Annotated in this window: 16 protein-coding genes; 9 read left to right on the plus strand and 7 right to left on the minus strand. The window is 55.1% G+C overall.

Annotated elements, in window-relative coordinates; translation table 11 throughout:
- Positions 1-6: 6 nt before the first annotated feature.
- The 4 genes from ileS to ispH are packed head-to-tail and all read left to right on the plus strand — an operon-like array spanning position 7 to position 4738.
- On the plus strand, positions 7-2823 hold the full coding sequence (ileS, locus tag M2406_RS12135; RefSeq protein ID WP_259190182.1) for an isoleucine--tRNA ligase: 2817 nt from the start codon (positions 7-9) through the stop codon (positions 2821-2823).
- On the plus strand, positions 2823-3332 hold the full coding sequence (lspA, locus tag M2406_RS12140) for a signal peptidase II (protein ID WP_012005150.1): 510 nt from the start codon (positions 2823-2825) through the stop codon (positions 3330-3332). Before ileS ends, lspA begins: the two co-directional genes overlap by 1 nt.
- 1 nt (position 3333) lies before the next feature.
- Positions 3334-3804, plus strand: coding sequence for an FKBP-type peptidyl-prolyl cis-trans isomerase (fkpB, locus tag M2406_RS12145; RefSeq protein WP_012005151.1), 471 nt, complete (start codon positions 3334-3336; stop codon positions 3802-3804).
- Positions 3785-4738: a 4-hydroxy-3-methylbut-2-enyl diphosphate reductase gene (gene ispH / locus M2406_RS12150; protein WP_259190184.1), complete on the plus strand. Its 954-nt coding sequence runs from the start codon at positions 3785-3787 to the stop codon at positions 4736-4738. The genes fkpB and ispH overlap by 20 nt, the downstream gene beginning before the upstream one ends.
- A 307-nt stretch (positions 4739-5045) precedes the next feature.
- Here ispH and M2406_RS12155 read toward each other — a convergent pair whose 3' ends face one another.
- Positions 5046-5969, minus strand: coding sequence for a LysR family transcriptional regulator (locus M2406_RS12155; RefSeq protein ID WP_259190185.1), 924 nt, complete (start codon positions 5967-5969; stop codon positions 5046-5048).
- A gap of 191 nt (positions 5970-6160) precedes the next feature.
- Between M2406_RS12155 and pvcA the strand changes: the two genes are divergently transcribed.
- From pvcA to M2406_RS12170, 3 genes are all read left to right on the plus strand, one after another.
- Complete coding sequence (gene pvcA, locus M2406_RS12160; RefSeq protein ID WP_259190186.1) at positions 6161-7126, plus strand: L-tyrosine isonitrile synthase; 966 nt, start codon at positions 6161-6163, stop codon at positions 7124-7126.
- Positions 7127-7216: 90 nt separating this feature from the next.
- Positions 7217-8080, plus strand: a complete 864-nt coding sequence (locus M2406_RS12165; RefSeq protein WP_012005155.1) for a TauD/TfdA family dioxygenase — start codon at positions 7217-7219, stop codon at positions 8078-8080.
- Between the two features lie 20 nt (positions 8081-8100).
- Positions 8101-9357, plus strand: coding sequence for a glycosyltransferase (locus tag M2406_RS12170; protein ID WP_259190290.1), 1257 nt, complete (start codon positions 8101-8103; stop codon positions 9355-9357).
- Between the two features lie 53 nt (positions 9358-9410).
- On the opposite strand, the gene M2406_RS12175 is transcribed toward M2406_RS12170, so the two are convergent.
- The 6 genes from M2406_RS12175 to M2406_RS12200 form a co-directional block, all read right to left on the minus strand.
- Positions 9411-10193, minus strand: coding sequence for an SDR family NAD(P)-dependent oxidoreductase (locus tag M2406_RS12175; RefSeq protein WP_012005157.1), 783 nt, complete (start codon positions 10191-10193; stop codon positions 9411-9413).
- Between the two features lie 25 nt (positions 10194-10218).
- Positions 10219-11121 carry a dihydrodipicolinate synthase family protein gene (locus M2406_RS12180; protein ID WP_259190188.1) on the minus strand — a complete coding sequence of 301 codons (903 nt, stop codon included), beginning with the start codon at positions 11119-11121 and terminating at the stop codon, positions 10219-10221.
- Entirely contained in the window at positions 11121-12833 is a 1713-nt protein-coding gene (ilvD, locus tag M2406_RS12185; protein WP_259190190.1) for a dihydroxy-acid dehydratase, read from the minus strand. Before ilvD ends, M2406_RS12180 begins: the two co-directional genes overlap by 1 nt.
- A 2-nt stretch (positions 12834-12835) precedes the next feature.
- On the minus strand, positions 12836-14224 hold the full coding sequence (locus M2406_RS12190) for an MFS transporter (RefSeq protein ID WP_259190191.1): 1389 nt from the start codon (positions 14222-14224) through the stop codon (positions 12836-12838).
- Positions 14225-14252: 28 nt separating this feature from the next.
- Positions 14253-15683 (minus strand): sugar porter family MFS transporter, encoded by a 1431-nt coding sequence (locus tag M2406_RS12195; RefSeq protein WP_017891571.1) that lies wholly within the window; start codon positions 15681-15683, stop codon positions 14253-14255.
- A gap of 205 nt (positions 15684-15888) precedes the next feature.
- Complete coding sequence (locus M2406_RS12200; protein WP_012005162.1) at positions 15889-16620, minus strand: FadR/GntR family transcriptional regulator; 732 nt, start codon at positions 16618-16620, stop codon at positions 15889-15891.
- 320 nt (positions 16621-16940) lie between these two features.
- Here M2406_RS12200 and dapB point away from each other — a divergent pair, with 320 nt between their 5' ends.
- Both dapB and carA read left to right on the plus strand, forming a co-directional pair.
- On the plus strand, positions 16941-17762 hold the full coding sequence (gene dapB / locus M2406_RS12205; RefSeq protein WP_115183307.1) for a 4-hydroxy-tetrahydrodipicolinate reductase: 822 nt from the start codon (positions 16941-16943) through the stop codon (positions 17760-17762).
- Positions 17763-18232: 470 nt separating this feature from the next.
- On the plus strand, positions 18233-19381 hold the full coding sequence (gene carA, locus M2406_RS12210) for a glutamine-hydrolyzing carbamoyl-phosphate synthase small subunit (RefSeq protein ID WP_026142192.1): 1149 nt from the start codon (positions 18233-18235) through the stop codon (positions 19379-19381).
- Position 19382 lies beyond the last annotated feature (1 nt).

The following is a 19382-nucleotide window of genomic DNA, read 5'->3' on the forward strand; positions in this document are numbered from 1 at the left end:
AATCTAATGAGTGACTACAAGAATACCCTGAACTTGCCGGAAACAGGGTTCCCGATGCGCGGCGATCTGGCCAAGCGTGAACCTGGCATGCTGCAACGTTGGTATGAACAGGATCTGTACGGGATGATTCGTACTGCCAAAAAGGGCAAGAAATCCTTCATTCTGCATGACGGCCCTCCGTATGCGAACGGCAGCATTCACATTGGTCACTCGGTTAACAAGATTCTCAAAGACATTATTATCAAGTCGAAAGGGATGTCCGGTTTCGACTCGCCTTACATTCCGGGTTGGGACTGCCACGGCCTGCCGATCGAACTGAAGGTCGAGCAACTGTACGGTAAGCCGGGTGAAAAACTCACCGCGGCAGAATTCCGTATCAAGTGCCGTGAGTACGCCGCCGAGCAGGTTGAAGGCCAGAAGAAAGACTTCATCCGCCTGGGCGTGCTGGGTGACTGGGATCGTCCGTACCTGACCATGGACTTCAAAACCGAAGCCAACATCATCCGCGCGCTGGGTAAAATCATCAGCAATGGCCACCTGCTGAAAGGCGCCAAGCCGGTGCACTGGTGTACCGATTGCCGTTCTTCCCTGGCGGAAGCGGAAGTGGAGTATTACGACAAAACTTCGCCGTCGATCGATGTGGCTTTCCACGCGGTTGACGCAGCTGCCGTAGCGACTAAATTTGGCGTGACCCGCTTCAACGGCCCGGTTTCTCTGGTTATCTGGACCACCACCCCGTGGACGCTGCCGGCTAACCGCGCCATCTCGCTGCACCCGGAATTTGCCTACCAGCTGGTACAGGTAGAAGGCCAGTGCCTGATCCTGGCGGCTGAGCTGGTTGAAAGCGTAATGAAACGCGCGGGTATTACCCATTGGGAAGTCCTGGGCAGTTGCAAAGGTGCCGATCTGGAGCTGATGCGTTTCGAACACCCGTTCATGGGCTTCGACGTACCGGCGATCATGGGTGAGCACGTCACGCTGGATGCCGGTACCGGTGCGGTACACACCGCCGGTGGCCATGGCCCGGATGACTTTGTCATCAGCCAGAAATACGGTCTGGAAATCGCCAATCCGGTAGGGCCGAACGGCTGCTATCTGACCGGCACCCATCCACTGCTGGATGGCAAATTTGTGTTCAAGGCCAACGATTTGATCGTTGACTTGCTGCGCGAGAAAGGCGCATTGCTGCACGTGGAAAAACTGGTTCACAGCTACCCGTGCTGCTGGCGCCACAAAACGCCGATCATCTTCCGCGCGACCCCTCAATGGTTCATCAGCATGGATCAGAAAGGCCTGCGCAAGCAGTCGCTGGAAGAGATCAAAGGCGTGCAGTGGATCCCAGAATGGGGCCAGGCGCGCATCGAAACCATGGTTGCCAACCGCCCGGACTGGTGTATTTCGCGTCAGCGTACCTGGGGCGTGCCAATGTCACTGTTTGTGCACAAAGACACCGAGCAACTGCACCCACGCAGCGTTGAGCTGATGGAAGAAGTGGCCAAGCGCGTTGAGCAGGACGGTATTCAGGCGTGGTGGGATCTGGACGCGGCCGACATTCTCGGTGCGGATGCTGCCGATTACGTGAAAGTACCTGACACCCTGGACGTCTGGTTCGACTCCGGTTCGACCCACTCTTCCGTGGTCGACGTTCGTCCCGAGTTCAATGGCCATGGCGCCGACATGTATCTGGAAGGCTCCGACCAACACCGCGGCTGGTTTATGTCATCACTGATGATCTCCACTGCGATGAAAGGCAAGGCACCGTATAAAGAAGTTCTGACCCACGGCTTCACCGTGGACGGTCAGGGCCGCAAGATGTCCAAGTCGATCGGCAATACCATCAGTCCACAAGACGTGATGAACAAGCTGGGTGGCGACATCCTGCGCCTGTGGGTTGCTTCTACCGACTACACCGGTGAAATTGCCGTGTCGGACGAGATCCTGAAACGCTCCGCCGATTCTTACCGCCGCATCCGTAACACCGCGCGCTTCCTGCTGGCCAACCTGAACGGGTTTGAGCCGAGCACCGACTGCGTGGCACCGGAAGATATGGTAGTCCTGGATCGCTGGGCGGTGGGTCGTGCACTGGCGGCGCAGCAGGATATCGAAAAGGCTTACGCCAATTACGATTTCCATGAAGTGGTACAGCGTCTGATGCAGTTCTGTTCTGTTGAGATGGGCTCCTTCTATCTGGATATCATCAAGGACCGTCAGTACACCGCGAAGAGCGACAGCGTCGCCCGCCGTAGCTGCCAGACAGCCTTGTTCCATATCGCAGAAGCGCTGGTTCGCTGGATGGCACCGATCATGTCATTCACTGCCGATGAAATCTGGGCCTTCCTGCCGGGCAAACGCGCGCAGTACGTATTCACTGAAGAGTGGTACGACGGCCTGTTCGGTCTGGCCGAAGGCGAAGGCATGAACGATAGCTTCTGGGCCGAGCTGCTTAAAGTCCGCGGCGAAGTGAACAAGGTGCTGGAACAGGCTCGTGCCGACAAACGTCTCGGCGGTTCTCTGGAAGCCGCGGTGACTCTGTATGCCGATAGCGAACTGGCTGAACGCCTCAATAGCCTGCAGGATGAACTGCGCTTTGTGCTGCTGACCTCCGGCGCGCGCGTTGCACCTCTGGCCGATGCGCCGGCAGATGCACAAGCTGCAGAGCTGGTGAAAGGCCTGAAAATTGCCTTCAGCACCGCAGAAGGTGAGAAGTGCCCGCGCTGCTGGCATTACACCACCGATATCGGCCTGGTGGCGGAGCACGCAGATCTCTGCGGCCGCTGTGTTGTCAACGTAGCCGGCGACGGCGAAAAGCGTAAGTTTGCCTGATGAGTAAACCTATTTGTTCGACCGGCTTGCGCTGGCTATGGCTGGTAGTGGTAGTGCTGGTGCTGGATTTTGCCAGCAAGCAGTGGATCCTCGGTAACTTCGTGCTGGGCCAGTCCCAGCCGCTGATCCCGTCGTTCAATCTGTTTTATGCGCGTAACTACGGTGCCGCATTCAGCTTCCTGGCCGATCACGGCGGTTGGCAGCGCTGGTTCTTCGCCGGTATTGCCGTCGCCATCGTGGCGGTGCTGCTGGTGATGATGTACCGCAGTTCGGCGCAGCAAAAACTGAACAACATTGCCTATGCATTTATCATCGGTGGAGCGCTCGGCAACCTGTTCGATCGCTTGTGGCACGGCTTCGTCGTCGATTTTATCGACTTCTATGTGGGCAACTGGCACTACCCGACCTTCAACCTGGCGGATAGCTTTATCTGCGTGGGGGCGGCGATGATCGTGCTGGAAGGCTTCTTGTCGCCGGCGAACAAAAGTGCAAAGAGCAAAGGTGAGTAATATGACGGCTCAGGTTAAGGGCGACAGCGAAGTATTGGTTCACTTCACGCTGAAACTGGAAGACGGAACGACGGCAGAATCCACTCGTGGCAACGGTAAACCGGCGCTGTTTCGTCTGGGCGACGGCAGCCTGTCCGAGCCGCTGGAAGCGCAGTTACTCGGTCTGAAGGCGGGCGACAAGTGCGCCTTTACCCTGCAACCGGAAGCGGCGTTCGGTGAAGAGAACCCGGACCTGGTCCAGTTCTTCTCACGTCGTGACTTCACGGAAACCGGCGTACCGGACGCGGGCACCATCATGCTGTTTACCGCGGTCGACGGCAGCGAAATGCCGGGTGTGGTGCGAGAGGTGGCGGAAGATTCGATTACCGTTGATTTCAACCATCCGCTGGCGGGCCATCCGGTCACCTTCGATATTGAAGTGCTGGAGATCGATCCGCAGCAGGAGGAGACGCATGCAAATATTGCTGGCTAACCCACGCGGCTTTTGCGCCGGGGTTGATCGTGCGATCAGTATCGTTGAACGCGCGCTGGAAATTTACGGCGCGCCTATCTACGTGCGTCACGAAGTGGTGCATAACCGCTACGTGGTCGATAGCCTGCGTGAGCGTGGGGCGGTATTTATTGAGGAAATCACCGAAGTGCCGGACGGGTCGATTCTGATCTTCTCGGCGCACGGGGTTTCCCAGGCGGTAAGAGCAGAGGCCAAGGCGCGTGATTTAACCATGCTGTTTGACGCCACCTGCCCGTTGGTGACCAAGGTGCATATGGAGGTGGCGCGAGCCAGCCGCCGTGGCACCGAGGCGATCCTGATCGGCCACGCCGGTCACCCGGAAGTGGAAGGCACCATGGGTCAGTACAGCAACCCGAAGGGCGGTATGTACCTGGTGGAGTCACCGGACGACGTCTGGAAGCTGCAGGTGAAGGATGAAGGCAACCTGTGCTTTATGACGCAAACCACGCTGTCGGTGGACGACACTTCTGACGTGATTGATGCTCTGCGCAAGCGTTTCCCGAGCATTATCGGGCCGCGTAAGGACGACATCTGCTACGCAACCACCAACCGTCAGGAAGCGGTACGCAACCTGGCCGGGGATGCGGACGTGGTGCTGGTGGTGGGGTCGAAAAACTCGTCCAACTCCAACCGTCTGGCCGAACTGGCGCAGCGTGTTGGCAAACCGGCATACCTGATCGATTCCGCCGCTGACATTCAGGAAGCCTGGCTGAAGGACGCTCATAATATCGGCGTTACCGCTGGGGCTTCGGCACCTGATGTCTTGGTACAGGATGTTATCAGCCGCCTGAAAGCGCTGGGCGGTGTCAACGTGCAGGAAGTCAGCGGCCGTGAAGAGAACATCGTGTTCGAAGTACCGAAAGAGCTGCGGGTTGATATCAAACAGGTCGATTAATCAGCATCGGGCATAAATAAGATAACGGGGAGCTTCGGCTCTCCGTTTTGTTTTTAGGGAGCGGTACCCGGCAATAAAATTATTAAAAATGAAATTGAGGAATGACTGATTCAAATTTTCTGTTACTTAAAGTCAAATTTGTTCTGACAATTTGAATTAATGGCAGAGGGAATGATTATATGGACAGTGATAATAGTTATTAAGGTTAATATCATTAGGCTGCAATCTAAATAAACTCTGGTGCTGGTCAGCAACGGGCTGAAAGGTTAAATAACTAAATTAATTAGCGTTACAGATTATTCTTATTTTAAATGCGTAATTGTCCTACGGAATTTTGCTCTTTTTGCTGTAAATGGATTTTCATATGTTCAAGTAAACGACGGACCTTTAATGGTTGGCTGTCCCTGCGCGGCATAATGGCATAGCAACTAATATCTGGTAGGCGCCACTCTGGCAGTACCTCGACCAGCTCACCCCGGTTCAATTCCTTTTCAACATTGACGAAGAAATTACGGATGATCCCTTTACCGGCCAGCGCCAATTCTTTCATCACCATGCCATTATTGGTAAATAAACGTCCGGTCATACGCAGCCGATGCTCGTCGCCATCAGGGTGGAGCAGACGAACAAATTGTGGGTTTCCCAGCGGGGTAAAAGTGACCCATTGATGGTGCGTCAACGCCTGTGGAGTTTCTGGCATGCCGTGGTTGGCAAGGTAGGCCGGCGAGGCACACAGCACTTCCCGAAAGCGCGCCAGACGGGTGGAGACATAGCTGGAGTCAGCCATCACGCCACCGCGGATCGCCAGATCAATACGCTGGTTTATCAGGTCGATCTTTTCATCATGAATTTCCAGCCTCAGCGTGATGCGCGGGTGTTCGTCCAGGAAGCTTTGCAGCGCCGGAACCAGATAATGAGTGGCAAACTCCGTAGAGGTGGCGACGCGCAGTTCCCCGGCCAGTTCACCGCGTAGCGCGGCAATACGTTGTTGCCCGCGTTCGGCGGCATGGATCATCAACACGCAATCCTCATAAAAACACAGCCCGGCCTCGGTCAGGCTCAGTGAACGGGTAGAACGCAGAAGTAATTGAATGCCCAACTCGTTTTCCAGCAGGCGGATATGTTGGCTGACGGCGGAGGTTGTAATGCCTAATTCTTTGGCTGCCGTGCTGAATGCGCCGCAATCGACAACTTTAGAAAAAATAGCCATGCGTTTTAGAATATTACTCATAGTTTGTTAAGTTCAACTTAACCAAGATTGTTAATTATAAGGGCTAATAATATAGCATTATCTCTTCTATATTGCCTGAAGCAGATAAATCGCGAGGTAAGTCCGACTTCCCGTTCGGCCTCTCTCTTTTTGATAAGTCTTATTGCGTTTGCAAATAAGTCGCCTGCGCCACATCTGAACAGGAGTTAATTGTGGATAGTGCTCGCATTGAACAAATATCGTTAAAAATCCTTCATGAGCTATTGCAATATCGGCGTCGATTTCCGGGGATGGAAAGTTCAAACGCTGAAGAGGAACAGGCAGTTGCTCTGGTGCAATTACCGCGTATTCGGGCATTTATTGAAAATGAGCAGCGCATTGAGTTTGTCCTGCCTGCCTTCCCGACCAAATCACCCAATACTAATAAGGTGATCGGTTCACTGCCCGATATGGCCGAACGACTGTCATTGATATTTCTTAATTCCCTCTGTCAGCGTGTTCAGCTTTATTACCCGCCGGGTGCTCATATCATCATCTGCTCCGATGGCCACGTTTTCGGTGATTTAATCCGTGTCAGCGACGACGCGATCAACCGTTATCAACATGAAATTGAAAACCTGCTGCACGAGGTGGGGGCGACTCATCTGAGCGTTTTCAATCTGGGTGACGTGGAAGGGCTGGCCGAGTATACCGGCGACTATGACCTGCTGCGGCAGTTGCTGGTTGACGGCTATGCCGAGCCGGAGGAAACGATCAAACACCGGTTGATGCAGGACGAGCAGGGGTTGCAGTTGTATCGCGCAATCACCCGATTCCTGTATGAAGACAGCCAACTACCGGGCTACAGCGGCTCCAATGCAGCGCTGCAGAAAGACGCCAAACAGCGCGCCTGTGGCGTGATCCAGCGCAGTTGGGCCTGGGGCAATTTGCTGGCCCAGCATTTCCCGCTGGCAATACGTTTGTCGATTCACCCACAGCCCGCCGACAGCCTGAAAATGGGTATCCACATGATGCCGACCAAAGACGACTGGCTGACTCCCTGGCATGGCGTGGCAGCCAACGTTAACGGACAGTTTGTGCTGATGAAGCGCAAAGACGCGCAGCAGCTGGCGGGCGAACTGGTGGCGATCCGCGGAACACCCAGCCATTACCTGGTTGAACAGCCACAGATGGCGTAATGCAGCATCTTGCGCCCGCCACTTTAACGGGCGTCTTTTAACGGCACGGTGGCCGTGTGAGCAGCAAATTCGATTCAAGGAGAGTGACCTATGGAAAATCAAACGCTGAACTGCCGCATTGAACTTAATACCCCTTTTGGCGCAGTGCTGACCCCGCAGTATCCTGGCCAATCTATTCGCGAACTGCCGGTGGCAGCGCTTCGTTCACTGGCCCAGCAGCATCACCTGCTGGTGCTGCGCGGCTTCGACTCTGGTTTTACCGATCCGCAGTTACTAACCCGCTACGCCGAAGGCTGGGGCGAAATCATGATGTGGCCGTTCGGAGCGGTGCTGGACGTGAAAGAGCATCCGGATGCCAAAGATCATATTTTCGACAGCAGCTATGTGCCGTTGCATTGGGATGGCATGTACAAGCCGACCATTCCGGAATTCCAGCTGTTCCATTGTGTGGCAGCACCTTCACAGGATGAAGGCGGGCGCACTACCTTTGTCGACACCACGTGCCTGCTGGCTAATGCCGATGAGTCTTTGTTGGCGCAGTGGCGGGAAGTGTCGATCTCTTATCGCATTAAGCAGGTGGTGCATTACGGCGGTGAAGTGCGTTCGCCGCTGGTAGTGGATCATCCGAACGGCAATGGGCAGATCATGCGCTACAACGAGCCGCCGACCGAAGGCAAAAAGTTCCTTAACCAGCACGCGCTGGAATATCACGGGGTGCCACAGGAGCAGCAGGAGGCATTTCATCAGACCCTGCAACAGCATCTCTACGATCCGCGTCATTATTACGCCCATCAATGGCAGCAGGGAGACGTGGTGATAGCGGATAACTTCTCGTTGTTACACGGGCGCGAAGGCTTTACCGCGCGTTCTGCTCGCCATTTGCAGCGGGTGCATATTCAGAGCAACCCGGTGTGCGCCAATCAGGCACTGAAGCCGGCCAACGCAGAGGTTTAATCCCTATGGCAAGTATTCTGATGACCGCAGTGGCCACGCCCGGCCACGTTTATCCGATGCTGAGCATTGCCCGGCACTTGATTGGGCAAGGGCACCAGGTGCGGGTGATGACCGGTGCGCTGTTTCGTCAACGTGCTGAGGCAGCAGGCGCGCAGTTTATCGCCTTTGATGAGCGGGTAGATTTCGACTATCGCTATCTTGAGCAGCACTTTCCCGAACGGGCTGCGCTACCCCCGGGCAATGCACAGATGGCACTGGCGCTGAAAGACTTCTTTGCCGCCCCGATCCCGTTGTTGGATCAGCAGTTACGCAGCGTGATGGCTGCCGAGACTCCTGATCTGTTGATCGTGGAAAACTGCTTTTATGGGGTGCTGCCGTTGTTACAGAGGACGGATCGTCCACCGGTGATTGGCATTGGGGTAACGCCGTTGTCGTATTCCTCAAGGGATTCAATCTTCTATGGGCCGCGTATTCCTCCTGCGCTGTTGCCACGAGAGCTGCAGCGAGAGCAGTTGGTGGACGAAGACACTCGCGCGTTAATTGATGAGGTGCAACGGAGTTTTGATATTGCGATGGCACAATCTGGTGGCCGGCCGCTGCAACAGCCTTTTACCGATGCGTTGATTGGCGGCTGCGATCGCTTTTTGCAACTGGCCACTCCGGCGCTGGAGTATCAGCGCGAAGATCTGCCGGACAGCCTGCGCTTTATCGGGCCGCTGCGCAGCGCGGTGGCGGCGGTTGAAGCCACCGATGAATGGGAGGAGGCCGACCGGCGGCCGTTGGTGATTGTTTCGCAGGGGACGCTGGCGAATGTCGATCTGCATCAGTTGATTGTCCCGACGCTGAAAGCACTGGCTGAATTGCCGGTACGGGTATTGGCGACCACTGGCGGGCGTGCCGTCGACACACTGTTGGCGCTGTTGCCCGCTAACGCCAGAGTGCAGGAGTTTATCTCTTTCGAACACTGGCTGCCGCAGGCGGCGCTGCTGATCACCAACGGTGGCTATGGCTCAATCAACTACGCCCTGGATCAGGGAGTACCATTGATTGTTGCTGGAACCGGCGAGGATAAACTCGAAACCGCCGCCAGAGTGGTGGCCGCGGGCTGCGGCATTAGCTTGCATACCAGCACCCCGGATGAGGAGCAGTTGCGTCAGGCGGTGCAGCAAATTCTGGCGCAGCCGGCTTATCGGCAGCGTGCTGCGGTAGTGCAGGCCGATTACGCCCGTCATGATGCACTGACGGCAATCGCCGACGAGGTGGCAGTGTTAACCTAGCCGGTTGAATGGTCTGTCGAACGGGGGGCTTTGGCTCCCCGTTTTTCTTTCAGTTAGTCGGGGTCTTCATCCTGCATGATGGCACTGCGTCCTCCGTCCATCACAATCGTGGTGCCTGCGATAAATCCCGCGTGTTCACTGGCGAGAAACAAACACAAATCACCGACTTCTTCAGGTGCTCCCAGGCGGCCGACCGGGTGCTTGTTTACGGTTCTTTCCCGCGCCAGTTTGGCATCTGGGTGGCTATCGAACCAGGTTTGGTTGCCTTCGGTATCGATAAAACCAGGAGCAATCCCCAGCGTGCGGATCGCCGGACCCCACTCGATAGTCAGGCTTTGTACCAGGGAGAGTAGTGCCCGCTTGCTGATGTTATACGGCGCACAGCCCGGCAGGGTGGAAAATGCGTGGTTGGAGGTGATCACCAGGATCACGCCACGGCTTTGGGTCAGGGCCGCACGGGCACATTTGGCCAGATACCAATGTGAGCGCAGATTGAGATTGAAGTTATGTGTCCAGTCTTCTTCTTCGCAATCAATGCCTTTGAAAACGTTTTTACCGGCGTTGGAAACCACAATATCGATACGATGGAACCGTTGCTCAGCATTGGCGACAAAACGTTTTATCTCGGTGGTCTGCGTGACATCCACCGAGTCGTAGAAAAAATGTTGCGGGTACTCGCGCCGCAATTGCTGGGCATGGGGGGCTTTCTCCAGGGCTGGTTCGGCGCAACCCATAACGCTATCGCCGTTAGCGAGAAAGGCCTTGGTAATAGCCAGACCTATGCCCTGGCTGGCACCGGTGACGATCACCACTCGTCCGGATTTGTCGATAAGCATATAAACCTCGGCAAGGACTGTTTTGCTAAAGAGAAAACTGGCCTAAAAACCGGTCGATCATCAGGTGATCGTCTGCGGTGAGTTGCCAGCCGGGGTGACGGCAGTAATCGGTGGCAATGATATTGCGCCGCTGCAGAATCGTCTTCTCAACCTGAATAATGTATTCGCAGTGGCTCATCCAGCGCTGAATGTAAGGCAAGAGTGCCTGATGCAGCCTTTGCGCCAGTTCAGTCTCTCCGGCTTGCCAGTGGCGATAAATCCGCAGATAAACCTCACTGAACGAACAGCCGGGCATCACGCCTTTGCCGCCCGCCGCCAGCATTGGCAACATATAAAGCCCGGCATAGCCATTTAACACACTGGCCTGCGGGGCCAGTTGCAGAAATTCTTTGGTGTAATCCACCGGCGGATTGCACTCTATCTTGAACACCGCATGGGGATAGCGTGCCGCCACGTCAGCCAATTGTTGAGGCGTGATCGGCGACCCGGTTTCGCCCGGCGCGTATTGCACCATCACCGGAATATCTACCGCATCCAGTACGGCAAAGATGTGCTGTTGGATCTCCTGTGGACTGGGCTGCAGGAAAAATGGCGGCAGCAGCATCAACGCATCCGCGCCCAGTTGTTGATAATGACGAGCGCGTTTAACGGCGACTTCGCTGCTGTGATCGGTGACTGAGATAGCGCGGTACAGTGGGGCACCCGCCAGCGTGGCGATAAATATTTCCGCCCGCCGAGCGCGTTCGCGGTCGTCCAGTTTGGGAAATTCACTGGCGATGCCAAACAGCGTCGTTCCCTGAACGCCGGTGGCGGCTAAATGCTCCAGCAATCGCACAAAGCTTGCTTCATCTATCTCGCCGTCAGCCCTAAACGGCATAGCGACAATAGGATTGACGCCGCAAATATCTGCGGCTTGATAACGGCTCATTATTCTTCCTCCCGGTCAGCCAGTACGGCACCCTGCGCGGCCGGCATTGCCCAGCGGCGATAAAGTCGCAGGAAACCGCGTGGCACTTCTTTATCCACCGGTTGCCAGGTTTTACGTCGCAGGATCAGTTCGCTCTCGCTGACATGCAGCGTTAGGGTACGAGCAGGAATATCGATGGAGATCGGGTCTCCGTTCTGCACAAGTGCCAGTTCGCCGCCCTCTACCGCCTCAGGTGAAATGTGGCCGACAAACAGCCCGCGGTTGGAACCGGAAAAACGGCCATCGGTGATCAAGGCGCAACTGTCGGACAGGCCCATACCTTCCAGTGATTTCATCGGTTTATACATTTCCGGCATGCCGGGGCCGCCTTTAGGCCCTTCGTAACGCAACACCAGAGCACTGCCGGGTTTAATCTGGCCGGACATAATGGCGTCGACCGATTCCTGCTCGCTGTTGAACACCACGGCGGGGCCACTAAAACGCATCAGGTGATCGGGCACTGCGGCCGGTTTCACCACGCAGCCGAGCGGCGACAGGTTTCCGTGCAGCACGGCAACACCGGCTTCATTGCGCACCGGAATGGCCAGGGTGTGGATGACCTCAGGACGTCGGCTCGGCGGGGTCTTCGCCACTAGCTCAGCCTTGGTTTTGCCGGTGACGGTCAAGGCGTTAAGGTCGAGCAGTTTGGCAATCTCAACTTCGACCGCCGGTACGCCGCCAGCCTCCCAGAAGTCAATCATGTCATGCTCGGAGGCCGGGTAGAGTGAGGCGACCAGTGGCACCTGATGGCTCAGTTCATCAAAGGCGGACAGCGGCAGATGCCCCAATTCCGCTTCGTAGTGAATGGCTTGCAGATGCAAAATGGCGTTGGTGGAACCCCCCGTGGCCAACAGATAAACCATCGCATTGCGGATCGATGCGGCGGTGATTATTTGGCGTGCGTTAATGCCGTTGAGCACCAGCGTCACCGCCTGGCGGCCGGTTTCGACAGCACATTCGCGCCGCTCGGCGGATACCGCCGGCAGTGTGCTGCTACCCGGCAGGCTCATACCCAAAACTTCGCCGATACAGCACATGGTGTTGGCGGTGCCGTACATGGTGCAGGAGCCGGGGCCGGGTTCGGCGATATTTTCGATATGAGCGAATTCCGCCTCATCGATTTCGCCGCGTTTTTTCCAGCCGATGGCTTCGGTGACGATGTTGCCGTCCCAGTGCTTGCCTTTATATTCCGCCGGATACATCGGGCCACCGTTGACCATGATCGCCGGAACATCCAGCCGTGCAGCCGCCATCAGCATGGCAGGCACAATTTTGTCGCAGGATCCCAGCAGTACCATGCCGTCGAAGCGATGGGCGCGCATCATCACTTCAATTGAGGCGGTGATCACCTCGCGGGCGGCTAGGATGTAGCGCATGCCAAGATGCCCTTCGGCAATGCCATCGCAGGGGGCGATAGTACCGAACACCATGCCGACACCACCGGCTTCTTCAATACCCTGCAATACCCTGGCCGTCAGTTCATTGAGGTTGACGTGGCCGGCGGTGGCGTTGGTATAGCTGTTAACCACGGCGATCACCGGGCGTCGCAGTTGTTCGTCGCTGTGGCCCATCGATTTATACAGCGCACGTTTCAGCGCACCGTCATCACCCTCGAGGATTGGGTTAAAATGCGCGCCGCAACTGCCGCCGCCACAGGTTCCACATCCGCTCATAATTAAAATCTCTCAGTGATATTTAAAGGGCCTTCGGTATCAGGCTGAGTCGCCTGATGCGGTTTGATCTTTGGGTTTATTAATCTGGCCGGAAGCATGAAGATCAACGGGGCGCACAGCAGCAGGAAGCCCGCCAAAATATACAGTCCACTGTCAGTCTGGCCGGTTTGGTCTTTCAGCCAGCCGAGCACCGTGGGGCCGAAGAACCCCGCGAGATTGCCGACCGAATTCACCAGTGCGATACCGGCCGCCGCGGCAGTGCCGGAAAGCAATGCGCCCGGCAGGCTGATATAGGTGGGGATTAGCGCCAGGGTGCCGGACATGGCAACGCAGATCCACGTCATCATCCAGAAGGTCGAGCCGCTGCAGTAAGCGCTGAGTGTCAGCCCGATACAGCCAATCACCGCCGGGATGGCGATATGCCAGCGCCGCTCCTGTTTCAAATCGGAGTGTCGGCTGTTCCATATCATAAACAGTGCGCCAAACACGTAGGGCAGGGCCGCCAGCAGGCCGATTTGCAAATCGTCGCTGATACCTGAGGTTTTGATGATGGAAGGTAGCCAGAAACTGATGCCGTAGTAGCCGACATTAAAACTGAAGAAAATCAATGCCAATAGCCAGACGTAGCGGTTAGCCAGCATCTCTTTGAGACTGTGAGCCGCTTTGCCGTTGGCCGCCCGGTCGCGGTTGGCCTGATCTTTAGCCAGATCGGCCTGCACCAGGTTTTTCTCTGCGGCAGTTAACCATTTGGCTTCGGCCACATTGTTATCCAGGTAACGCAACACCACAAAGGCCAGAACCAAAGATGGGACCGCTTCAATCAAGAACAGCCACTGCCAGTTATGCAAGCCGCCGACGTTTTCAAACAGCTTGAGGATCAAACCTGAAAGCGGGCTGCCGATGATCACCGACAGCGGCGTGACCAGAATAAACAGCCCCAGCGTGCGGGCGGAACGCCATGAAGGAAACCACAGGGTTAAATAGAACACGATGCCTGGGAAGAAACCGGCTTCGGCCACGCCGAGCAGAAAGCGCAATACGTAAAAGCTGGTGGGGGTGGTGACAAACATCATGGCCGCTGACAGTACTGCCCAGGTCGCCATGATGCGGGCTATCCAGAATCGTGGCCCAAAGCGTTGCATCAGCAGATTGCTGGGCAGCTCAAAAATAAAATAACCAATAAAGAAGATACCGGCGCCCAGCCCATAGACGGTATCGCTGAAATTCAGGGCATCCTGCATGTGCAGCTTGGCGAACCCGACGTTAACGCGGTCCAGGTAAGCGAAGAAATAACACAGGATCAAAAAAGGGATCAGGCGGCGTGTGATCTTACCGTAGACCTGTGTTTCAACGGCTTGCTTCACCGTCTGCTTTTCCGTCGTCAACTTCATGAGCGGTTCCTCAGATTTATTAGTCGGGTTATACCGGCGTATTCAAGGAGCGAACATCAGCCTTCGGCTGCGGTGATTTGCCGATGTGGCGCAGGGCAACACCGTTCATCAGGTTTTTTTCGATGTGTTCGAGCGAGATATTCTTGGTTTCTGGCACCAGCCATAACGTCAGCAAGATACAGAACAGGTTGAGCCCAGCGTAAAGCCAGAAAGTGCCGGCACTGCCGACGGTGTCGATCAGCGTCAGGAAGGTAGCGCCGATGATCATATTGGCCATCCAGTTGGCCATGGTGGAGCAGGTAACGCCAAAATCGCGTCCGGCCAGCGGCTGGATCTCGGAGCACAATACCCAAATCAAGGGGCCTGCACTCATGGCAAAGCCGGTGATGAAAATCAGCAGCACCATAACCGCTGCGTATTGTTCTGCTGGATTGCTGATGCCGGTGTGGAACATATAACCCAGGGTGCCCATGCAAATGGCCATCACACCGAAACCCAGCTTGAGCATTGGCTTGCGTCCCCAACGATCGACCAGCGCGATAGCGATAAAGGTAGCCAGCACGTTGGTCAACCCGGCGATCACGGTGCACCACATTTGTTCGCTGGTGGTGGAGAAGCCGGCGATTTCAAAGATCTTCGGTGCGTAGTACATGATTATCGTCATGCCGGTGAACTGCTGCATAAATTGCAGCAAGATGCCAAGACAGGTGGAACGGCGGAAGTTGGCATTGTGGCGAAACAGTTGCCAGCCGCGTTGCTTCATTTGCAGACTTTCACGGATTTGGTCCAGTTCCACGCGGGCTTCATCATCCGAGTTACGTAGCAGCATGAGCACCTTTGAGGCCAGCTCGCTGCGGCCTTTCATGGCTAACCAGCGCGGACTTTCCGGCAGCGTCACCACGCCAATAAACAGGATGATGGCGGGGAATGTGATAATACCCAGCATCCAGCGCCAGTGACCTCCGGCGCTGAAGGCGGTGTCAGACAGGAAGGCCGCCAAAATGCCGATAGTAATCATCAATTGATAAAGCGAGATCATGCTGCCGCGAATTCGTTCCGGGGCGATTTCCGACAGGTACAGTGGTGCAGTGAACGACGCTACGCCGACGGCTAAACCCAGAATAAAGCGCGAAATAACCAACACTTCGAGATTAAGGGCAATGGCGCAACCGACAGAGCCGACGACAAACAACACTGCGCTTAACAACAGGCTTTTTTTACGGCCAAGGCGGGAAGACATCGGCCCGCTGCCCAGTGCCCCGAGTGCGGCCCCGAGCATCATAATGCTGACCACGATTTCCTGCTGTTGGCTGGACAGGCTGAATTCGTGGGCCAGGAACGGCAACGCACCGGCGATTACCCCCATATCCAGGCCAAACAGCAGCCCTGCTAAGGCGGCGAGAAAGCAAACCTGCAGGGTTTGCCGGTTAGTTTTGGCGGGAACAGCGATTTTTTTCATAACAACACCTTTTTATTCAATGCGTTATATTTTTATGCGGAAAGCGCTGGCACCGAACTGTCGGTGAAGCCCGCCCCAGAAGTAAGCCGTTCAGTTATTATTCATTCAGGTAATACAAAACCATCAATCTTGTAATACAAGAATGCTAGAGCCAAAAGCACTCGGGAACTGTGAGATTGATCGAAATTACAGCAAAGGAGGGTTTTTAGAGGATATGAGCGAACATTTCCGGCTGTTTATGCCAATTATTCTTTCTGGCCGCGTTGAGCAGAATGACACGCATGCATTGGCGCGCATTCTCCACCTGCTTGAAGCGAATAGCCTCCAGCAGCTGTTGGTGTTCTTCGACGGCTTTTTGGGCCAGGCGTACGTCCTCTTCCAGCGTTTGCTGAAAAGAGAGGGCCATTGCGGCGGACAGCGCACTGCCTAATGAATGTAAAAAGGGGTTATGGCTGGCCCCCAGTAAAGCGAGATGAAATGCCATATCGCCCTGTTCGAACAGTTCGCGGCTGGCTTGTTGCTGCCCTTGCGCCATCAACTTGCAGGCATCTTCGAGCGCCGCTAAATCATGACCGGTGGCATTAACCGCCGCCAGCGCGGCGATATTGGGTTCAAAGATCAAACGAGTGACCATTAGCTGTTCAATCAACAACGGATCGAGGCTGTCTTCTGCCAGCCAGGCCAGAACATCGGTATCCAAAAAGCTCCACTGCTGGCGTGAGTTAACCGTACTGCGCTTCTTGGCCTGGATGGAAATCAGCCCTTTTGCGGCCAGCACCTGCAAGGCATTACGTACCGAGGTGCGTGAAACCTCGTACTGCTGTGCCAGCTCATTTTCCCCCGGCAACGACAGCCCGGGCGGCAAATCGCCTCTGATGATGCGGCGTGCCAAATCTTGCGTCAGGGTTTCCGATAGGGTCGTGGGTGCGGTTTTCATCCGTGGCTCTCAGGCAATAAAGCGGCAGTTACGCCATATACTAAGCTAAGCGGCTGATTGGTGGTACCCATGCCGGTTTTAGTGAATGAAATGAGGGTTTTTTCCTGCGATGTTTAGCCATTGAAATTGCATGATTATGTACAATCGGCAACAGACACTTTTAGGTCAATTGTTAACCCATTGACAGCATTGCTGATGAAATACGAGAGATATCATAATTTTCTAATTATGAAATGAATCCTCTGGCGGTGATAGGGCGAGGCAGTTACCCTGAACCGATAGCCTAATGGGATAGGCGTCAAATCAACAAGAGAGCAAGTATGACTGATTCATTAATCCGCATCGCGGTTGCGGGTTCCGGCGGCCGTATGGGCCGTCAATTGATCCAGGCGGTACAGCAGGCACCGGGCGTGGTGCTGGGGGCAGCGATATCGCGGCCAGGTTCAAGCCTGATCGGTACCGACGCCGGTGAACTGGCGGGCGTTGGCGCACTGGGCGTGACCGTTAGCGACAGTCTGGAAAAGGTGGTCGATGATTTCGATATTCTGATCGACTTCACCCGCCCGGAAAGCACCCTGGCCTATCTGGCTTTCTGCGTCGAGCATAAAAAAGCCATGGTGATTGGCACTACCGGCTTTGATGACTCCGGTAAAGACGCCATCCGTGCCGCCGGGCAGCAGATTGGGATCGTCTTTGCCGCCAACTTCAGCGTCGGCGTCAATCTGGTGCTGAAACTGTTGGAAAAAGCCGCACAGGTGATGGGCGACTATACCGATATCGAGATTATTGAAGCGCACCATCGCCATAAAGTGGATGCCCCTTCGGGCACGGCGTTGGCAATGGGTGAGGCTATCGCTGGCGCACTGGGGCGCGATCTTAAAGAGTGCGCGGTGTATGCGCGTGAAGGTTATACCGGTGAACGCGATCCGAAGAGCATTGGCTTTGCCACTGTTCGTGCAGGCGATATCGTGGGTGAGCATACCGCCATGTTTGCCGACATTGGCGAGCGGGTTGAGATCACCCATAAAGCCTCCAGCCGGATGACTTTTGCCAGCGGGGCGGTACGGGCGGCATCATGGTTGCATAACCGTGATAAAGGGCTGTTTGATATGCGAGATGTGCTCAATTTAGACCAATTATAATTGATTTATATACCATCGTGATGTGGTTGTATTGATCATAATACTATGATTAATGGACAATAATTTTATTGTCCTTTTTTTTAACACATAAAACATGGGTTATGTGTTTATTTGTTTTCATAATGGCTATTTTTATATGTTTACTTGTGTTTTTTAACCAGGATCTCCTGATGGTGATGTTTTTTTCCCTGAATTTTGCCTTCATCATCGCGCTTTTTTGTCATTCGTCCCCGCAACCGTTTACCAACCCGAGTTTAGCGGTGTTTTTATGGCTGCTAACCCTATTAAACGTCGAGAAGTGCAAAAATAAGAGAAAAAATGGCGCTTTGGGTAGACAAGCGGAGCTCTCATCATTAGAATGCGCCCAATTTGCCAAAAATTGACCTTGAGGGCGGTTTTTGCATTGATTTAGATCGCGATATCTGAATTAATATGCAAATATTGTGATTGATTATTCCTTGGAGGGTGTTTTGATTAAGTCAGCGCTATTGGTTCTCGAAGACGGAACCCAATTCCACGGTCGGGCCATCGGGGCAGAGGGTACGGCAGTAGGAGAAGTGGTCTTCAATACGTCGATGACCGGTTATCAAGAAATCCTCACTGATCCTTCCTACTCCCGCCAGATCGTTACTCTTACTTATCCTCATATCGGCAATGTCGGCACCAATGCTGCTGACGAAGAATCCTCCGCAGTACACGCCCAAGGCCTCGTCATTCGCGACCTCCCACTGATTGCCAGCAACTACCGCAACGAAGAAGGCCTGTCTGACTACCTGAAGCGTCATAACATCGTGGCGATCGCCGATATTGATACCCGCAAGCTGACCCGTCTGCTGCGTGAGAAGGGTGCACAGAACGGCTGCATCATTGCTGCCGATACCCCGGATGCAGCCCTGGCCTTGGCCAAGGCCAAAGGTTTCCCGGGCCTGAAAGGCATGGATCTGGCGAAAGAAGTGACCACCCAGGAAGCTTACAGCTGGCAGCAAGGCAGCTGGACGCTGGAAGGCGAACTGCCGGAAGCCAAAGCGGCCTCCGAGCTGCCGTTCCACGTAGTGGCTTACGACTTCGGCGCCAAGCGCAACATCCTGCGTATGCTGGTGGATCGCGGCTGCCGCCTGACGGTAGTGCCGGCACAGACCCCGGCAGATGAAGTGTTGAAGATGGATCCGGACGGCATTTTCCTGTCCAACGGCCCGGGTGACCCGGAGCCTTGTGATTACGCCATCACCGCCATCAAGCAGTTCCTGGAAACCGACATTCCGGTGTTTGGCATCTGCCTCGGCCACCAGTTGCTGGCACTGGCCAGCGGCGCGAAAACCGTGAAGATGAAGCTCGGCCACCACGGCGGCAACCACCCGGTAAAAGACCTGGATAAAGACTGCGTCATGATCACCGCGCAGAACCATGGTTTTGCCGTGGACGAAAATAACCTGCCGGCGGAACTGCGCGTAACGCACAAATCCTTGTTTGACCATACGGTGCAGGGCATTCACCGCACCGACAAGGCGGCGTTCAGCTTCCAGGGCCACCCGGAAGCCAGCCCGGGCCCACACGATGCCGCGCCGCTGTTCGATCACTTTATCGAACTGATCGAGACTTACCGTTCTAACGCCAAATAAT

The organism is Serratia sp. BIGb0163 (genome assembly GCF_024809935.1).
Classification (GTDB): domain Bacteria; phylum Pseudomonadota; class Gammaproteobacteria; order Enterobacterales; family Enterobacteriaceae; genus Serratia; species Serratia quinivorans.

Coding starts and splice junctions, on each gene's coding strand:
- fkpB (WP_012005151.1), top strand. CDS start 3,334: ATGACGGCTCAGGTTAAGGGCGACAGCGAAGTATTGGTTCACTTCACG.
- M2406_RS12175 (WP_012005157.1), bottom strand. CDS start 10,193: ATGCTTATCGACAAATCCGGACGAGTGGTGATCGTCACCGGTGCCAGC.
- M2406_RS12190 (WP_259190191.1), bottom strand. CDS start 14,224: ATGAAGTTGACGACGGAAAAGCAGACGGTGAAGCAAGCCGTTGAAACA.
- M2406_RS12180 (WP_259190188.1), bottom strand. CDS start 11,121: ATGAGCCGTTATCAAGCCGCAGATATTTGCGGCGTCAATCCTATTGTC.
- ispH (WP_259190184.1), top strand. CDS start 3,785: ATGCAAATATTGCTGGCTAACCCACGCGGCTTTTGCGCCGGGGTTGAT.
- dapB (WP_115183307.1), top strand. CDS start 16,941: ATGACTGATTCATTAATCCGCATCGCGGTTGCGGGTTCCGGCGGCCGT.
- lspA (WP_012005150.1), top strand. CDS start 2,823: ATGAGTAAACCTATTTGTTCGACCGGCTTGCGCTGGCTATGGCTGGTA.
- M2406_RS12200 (WP_012005162.1), bottom strand. CDS start 16,620: ATGAAAACCGCACCCACGACCCTATCGGAAACCCTGACGCAAGATTTG.
- M2406_RS12170 (WP_259190290.1), top strand. CDS start 8,101: ATGACCGCAGTGGCCACGCCCGGCCACGTTTATCCGATGCTGAGCATT.
- M2406_RS12195 (WP_017891571.1), bottom strand. CDS start 15,683: ATGAAAAAAATCGCTGTTCCCGCCAAAACTAACCGGCAAACCCTGCAG.
- M2406_RS12155 (WP_259190185.1), bottom strand. CDS start 5,969: ATGAGTAATATTCTAAAACGCATGGCTATTTTTTCTAAAGTTGTCGAT.
- ileS (WP_259190182.1), top strand. CDS start 7: ATGAGTGACTACAAGAATACCCTGAACTTGCCGGAAACAGGGTTCCCG.
- M2406_RS12165 (WP_012005155.1), top strand. CDS start 7,217: ATGGAAAATCAAACGCTGAACTGCCGCATTGAACTTAATACCCCTTTT.
- ilvD (WP_259190190.1), bottom strand. CDS start 12,833: ATGAGCGGATGTGGAACCTGTGGCGGCGGCAGTTGCGGCGCGCATTTT.